At 74.6% G+C, this 5079-nt stretch carries 6 protein-coding genes; 5 read left to right on the plus strand and 1 reads right to left on the minus strand.

Translation table 11 applies throughout. From position 1 onward, the window contains the following. Nucleotides 1-28 precede the first annotated feature (28 nt). Entirely contained in the window at nt 29-808 is a 780-nt protein-coding gene (locus MNZ39_RS23130) for a GNAT family N-acetyltransferase (protein WP_242341450.1), read from the minus strand. A 372-nt stretch (nt 809-1180) separates the two neighbouring features. Here MNZ39_RS23130 and MNZ39_RS23135 point away from each other — a divergent pair, with 372 nt between their 5' ends. The 5 genes from MNZ39_RS23135 to MNZ39_RS23155 all read left to right on the plus strand — a co-directional run. Further along, nucleotides 1181-1642, plus strand: a complete 462-nt coding sequence (locus tag MNZ39_RS23135) for a helix-turn-helix transcriptional regulator (RefSeq protein ID WP_242341451.1) — start codon at nt 1181-1183, stop codon at nt 1640-1642. Between the two features lie 158 nt (nt 1643-1800). Next, nucleotides 1801-3012, plus strand: coding sequence for a threonine ammonia-lyase (locus MNZ39_RS23140; protein WP_242341452.1), 1212 nt, complete (start codon nt 1801-1803; stop codon nt 3010-3012). Then, a complete protein-coding gene (locus tag MNZ39_RS23145; RefSeq protein WP_242341453.1) occupies nt 3013-3243 on the plus strand; it encodes a hypothetical protein in 231 nt (76 codons plus the stop codon). 187 nt (nt 3244-3430) lie between these two features. Beyond that, nucleotides 3431-4000: an RNA polymerase sigma factor gene (locus tag MNZ39_RS23150; protein ID WP_242341454.1), complete on the plus strand. Its 570-nt coding sequence runs from the start codon at nt 3431-3433 to the stop codon at nt 3998-4000. A gap of 14 nt (nt 4001-4014) precedes the next feature. Next, nucleotides 4015-5079 (plus strand): serine/threonine-protein kinase (locus MNZ39_RS23155; RefSeq protein ID WP_242341455.1); only part of this gene is annotated, 1065 nt, incomplete at its 3' end.

The raw sequence follows: 5079 nt of genomic DNA on the forward strand, positions 1-5079 counted from the left end.
AGCGCGAGCGCGATCCCGCGCGCGGCGCTCATCGCTCCCTCACCAGCACGGCCCGCGGGTACGCGCAGCGGAAGCCCGCCTTCTCGAGCGTCCGCTGCGAGGCCGTCCCGGGCTCGGTCGCGGAGGCGGCGAGATCGCACCCCAGCGCGGCCGCCCACGCGAGCCGCGCGCGCACGAGCGCGAGCTGGAGGCCGCCCCCGCGCCGCTCGGGCACGACGCCGGCGCCCGACAGCGTCGCCACGCCGCGGTGCGCGGAGGCGAGCGCGACCCCCGCGAGCGTGCCGCGCTCGAACGCGCCGAACGCGACGTTGCCCGGGGCCCGGGGCATCGTCAGGAGCCCCTCGATCATGGAGGCGTACTGCGGCATCCGCCCGAAGTACGCCACGGCGAAGGTCTCGGCCCAGGCGCGCTCCTCCTCCCGCCGGATCGGCCGGACCTCCACGGTGGGCGCCTCCGGGAGCGGCGTGGGCGCGCGGAACCAGATCTGGTGGAACCGCTCGATGCGATAGCTGCGCCGCGCCAGCTCCGCGCGGAGCGACGCATCGGCCGGCGCGGCGATCTCGATCCGGATCGCGCCACCGCCGCTCCCGAGGTGCGCCTCGATGCGGTCGACCTCCGCGGCGGTCACCGTGCCCGCGAGGCCCACGCCGAGCGCCGCCGAGAACGGAGACCCCTGCCCCTTGGAGACGGCGAGCCCGCCCCCGAGCTCGAGCGCTCCGCTCGGCCCCGGCTCGCCGGTCCGCGCGAGCTGCTCCGCCTCGGCGCGTTCGATGCGCCGGGCGAGCTCGCGCAGGTCGGGGAAGGGCATGGCTTCGAGTCTCCGCGCGGATCCCGAGCGTGTCCAGCGCGTTCGCGGCCGCTCGCCCGCTCGACCTCCGCGGTCACGGAGCGTCTCCCCGGCTGCGGCAGATCGCACGCTGCGCTCGCCCGTACCCACGGTCGGTGCCTGCGGTGAACCCGCGCAGAGTCCTTGGGTCACCGGACACGAAGGCCCCTGATCTGGCAGGCGAAAACCCAAATTAGCTTTCGAGCGGCCCGCGTCGGGTGACCTGTTGTTTTCAAGCCTGTAGTATGTGGGACCTGTCTCCACAGAGACGACAGGGGGTGCAGTGCCATGATGCGCGCGAACGTTCGCGTCCCCGCACCGCGGGGCGCCGCGGCTCATTGCGAGGGCGACGCCATGCTCCGCTGCGACCGTCAAGCGGAGGACATGCTACGCGTGTTCTTCCCGGAGGCCACCGACGGCGCAACCATTCCGAGCGAGCTCCGAGGCCTCACCGACGGGGCGCAGCAAGGGCCGCCGGGGATCCGCCGCACGCTCGTGATGGAGGGCCACGGCGAGCGGCTCCGGATCGAGGTCACCGCGGTCGGGAAGGGCAAGACGCAGCTGCACCTCTGGCGGGAGCCGCTGCCGGAGCCGGTGCAGATCGGGCCCGAGCCCGTGCAAGCCTCTCCGGGCGATGGGCTCACCCAGCGTGAACGCGAGGTCGCCCTGCTCGTCGCCGACGGGCTGCGGTCGCGCGAGGTCGCGGAGCGGCTCGGGATCGCCTCGCAGACCGTGAAGAGCCACCTCAAGACGATCTTCGACAAGCTCGGCGTCCGGAACCGCGTCGAGCTGGCCCGCCGCCTGGTCCAGCACTAGGCGGCGCGGCGCACGCCGTTCGCCGAAGCCCGGCGACGGCGGCGCGCCGCCTCCGTCACCGCCGAGCCCGCCGCTGGCCTCACGGCCGACGCGCAGGCCCGCCGCGCGCCCCCGGCCTTGCGATCGATCGCCCGCGGGGGGTAGCGTCACCCTCCCACATGATCACGCTCCAGGACGTCCAGGCTGCGCTCGGCCGGATCCGGGATCGCATCTACGTCTCGCCCTGCGCCCGCAGCGAGACGCTCTCCCGGCTGACCGGCACGAGCGCCCACCTCAAGCTCGAGAACCTGCAGATGACCGGCGCCTACAAGGAGCGCGGGGCGCTGAACAAGCTCCTCCTGCTCTCGCCGGCGGAGCGCGATCTCGGTCTCATCGCGGCGAGCGCGGGCAACCACGCGCAGGCGGTCGCGTACCACGCCGGCCGGCTGGGCGTGAAGGCGACCATCGTGATGCCGGAGACGACGCCCATCACGAAGGTCGCGAACACCCGCGCGCACGGCGCGCGGATCGTCCTCCACGGCGCGAACTACGACGAGGCGTACGCGGAGGCGCGGAGGCTCGAGCAGGTCGAGGGGCTCACGTTCGTCCACCCGTTCGACGACCCCGCCATCATCGCGGGCCAGGGGACGATCGGCCTCGAGATCCTCGATCAGGATCCGGAGGTCGAGACGATCGTCGTCCCGATCGGCGGCGGCGGGCTCGTGTCCGGCGTGGCGGTGGCGGCGAAGGAGCGCCGTCCGGGCGTGCGCGTCGTCGGCGTCGAGACCGAGGCTCTGCCCTGCATGATCGCGGCGATCGACGCGGGCAAGCCCGTGACGCTCGAGCCGGCGAACACCATCGCCGACGGCATCGCCGTGAAGCGCGCGGGCGAGCTCACCCTCGACCACGTGAAGCGCTACGTGGACGACATCGTCACCGTCTCCGAGGAGGAGATCGCGAGCGCGATCCTGTACCTCCTCGAGCGCGAGAAGACGGTCGCCGAGGGCGCCGGCGCCGTCACGGTCGCCGCGCTGATGCAGCGGAAGCTGCGCGGCGTCGAGGGCCGCAACGTCGTCGCGATCGTCTCGGGCGGCAACATCGACGTGAACCTCGTCGCCCGGGTGATCGAGCGCGGCCTCGTGAAGGACGGCCGGCTCGTCCGCATCAGCGTCGCGCTCCAGGACAAGCCAGGCCAGCTCGCGAAGGTGTCCTCGATCGTCGCCCACCACCGCGCGAACGTGATCGAGGTCCACCACACGCGCGCGTTCGCCTACCGGTTCGGCGACACCACCCTCCAGCTCACGCTCGAGACGCGCGGGCCCGAGCACGTCGAGGAGCTCCTCACCGCGCTGCGCGAGCGGGGCTACCAGGTGCAGCGCATGGGGCTGTAGATGGCGAGGCGGCGGGATCGCAGGGGGGGCGAGGCGCGGGCGGACGCGATCGTGGCGGACGCGCACCGGCGGCAGCGGGCGCGCACGCTCCTCATCGGCGCGATCGTGGCCGCGATCGTGGGGTTCGGCGCTGGCCTCCTCGTGCGGATGTGGACCGATCGCTCGCCCGAGGCGCGCGCCAGGGACGCCGTGGGAGAGCTACAGGAGCACGCGCGCGAGCACGCGCGCTGAAACGGCACGTCACGTCGTCCCCGCCCGCGCCTCGCTCCGGGGGAGCCCTCGCCCGCGCTGCGGGGGCGACCCGCGGAGGACGAAATTGGGCAGCCTCGTGTGCGTTGAACGGATCCGTCCGGTCGGTCATGATCCCGGCCTGGTAGCCGTGCCCCGGAGGTGGGAGCCGGCAGGGAGGTCCGCGCGCATGAGGGACGACCGCGCTGGGGCGCTCATCGAGGACGGAGAGCTCCAGGCCGGCGCGGAGGCGGTCGTCCGCGACTACGGCCCCCAGATCCTGGGGTACCTCACCTCGATCCTGCGCAACGACGCGGACGCGGCCGAGGTCTTCTCCCAGTTCACCGAGGATCTCTGGCGCGGGCTCCCCGGGTTCCGCGGCGAGTGCCCGGTGCGCGTCTGGGCGTACCGGCTCGCCTGGCACGCCGCGGCGCGCCACCTGCGCGATCCGTACCGGCAGCGCGGCAGGCGCCTGGAGACCACGGAGCTGTCGCGCATCGCGGAGGAGGTGCGCTCGAGCGTCCTCCTCGGGCAGCGCGAGGCGCGGCAGCGCGGCATCGACCTCCTGCGCGCGCGCCTCTCGCCCGACGAGCAGACGCTGCTCGTGCTCCGGCTCGATCGCGGCCTGTCCTGGCGGGAGGTCGCGACCGTCCTCGCGGAGGAGGGTGAGGGCGTGGACGAGCCGGCGCTCCGCAAGCGGTTCGAGCGCCTCAAGGAGCGGCTCGCCCGGATGGCACGCGAGGAGGGGCTCCTCGAGTAGGAGCGCGGGAGCGCATGGACGACGGGATCCACCCGCGGCGCCCCACCTCCCCGGAGCTGGCGGGGGACGGCGAGGCTCTGTCCTCCCTGCTCATGGAGCTCGCGAGCGCGCCCGCGCGCGATCCCGGCGACCTCGCCCGCCCCATCGTGGCGGGCCAGCGGATCGGGAGGTTCGAGCTCCTCCGTGAGGTGGGGCGCGGCGGCTTCGGCGTGGTCTTCGAGGCGCGAGACACGGAGCTCGGGCGGCTCGTCGCGTTCAAGGCCATGCGCCCGTCGCTCGCGCAGCCGGCGCTGCTCGAGAAGCCGCTCCGCGAGGAGGCCGAGGCGGCCGCCCGGCTCAACCACCCGAACGTCGTCACGCTGCACGACTACGGGATCCACGAGGGGACGCCGTACCTCATCCTCGAGCTCCTCCGCGGCGAGACCCTCCAGCAGCGGATCCGCCGCGGCGCGCTGGCGCCGCTCGAGGCGGTGCGGTTCGCGCGCGACGTCGCGCGCGGGCTCGTGCACGCCCACGCGAACGGCGTCGTCCACCGGGACCTCACGCCGGGCAACGTCTTCCTCACCGACGAGGGCGGCCTGAAGATCCTCGACTTCGGCCTCGCCCGCCTCCTCGATCGCGCGAGCCTCGCCGGCGGCACGCCGGCCTACATGGCGCCAGAGCAGCTCCGGGGAGAGCCCGGCGACGCGCGCGCCGACGTGTTCAGCGCCGCGGTGATGCTCTTCCAGATGCTCGCCGGACGGCTCCCGTTCCCGCAGGTCGAGGGCCGGAGCGCGGCCCTCGATCCCGGCCCGCCGCCGCCGCTCCCCCTGCACGACGCGCCGCCCGAGCTCCCCGCGCTGCTCGCGAGCGCCCTCTCGAAGGATCCCGCCGGGCGCCCCCAGAGCGCGAGCGCCCTCCTCGCCGCCCTGCAGCGCGTGGAGGAGGCGTACACCGAGCGGGCCGCCGCCGCCTCCCGGGCGCTGCGCCACCGCCGGCTGCGCCGCGTCGCGGCGGTGCTCGGCACGATCACGATCGCCGCGGCCTCGGGCGCGGCGGCGCTCGCGCTCCGGGCGCGCGGCGAGGCCGAGCGCGCCCTG

Origin of the sequence: Anaeromyxobacter sp. SG66 (assembly GCF_022690805.1) — a bacterium.
In the GTDB taxonomy this organism is placed as follows: Bacteria; Myxococcota; Myxococcia; order Myxococcales; family Anaeromyxobacteraceae; genus Anaeromyxobacter; species Anaeromyxobacter soli.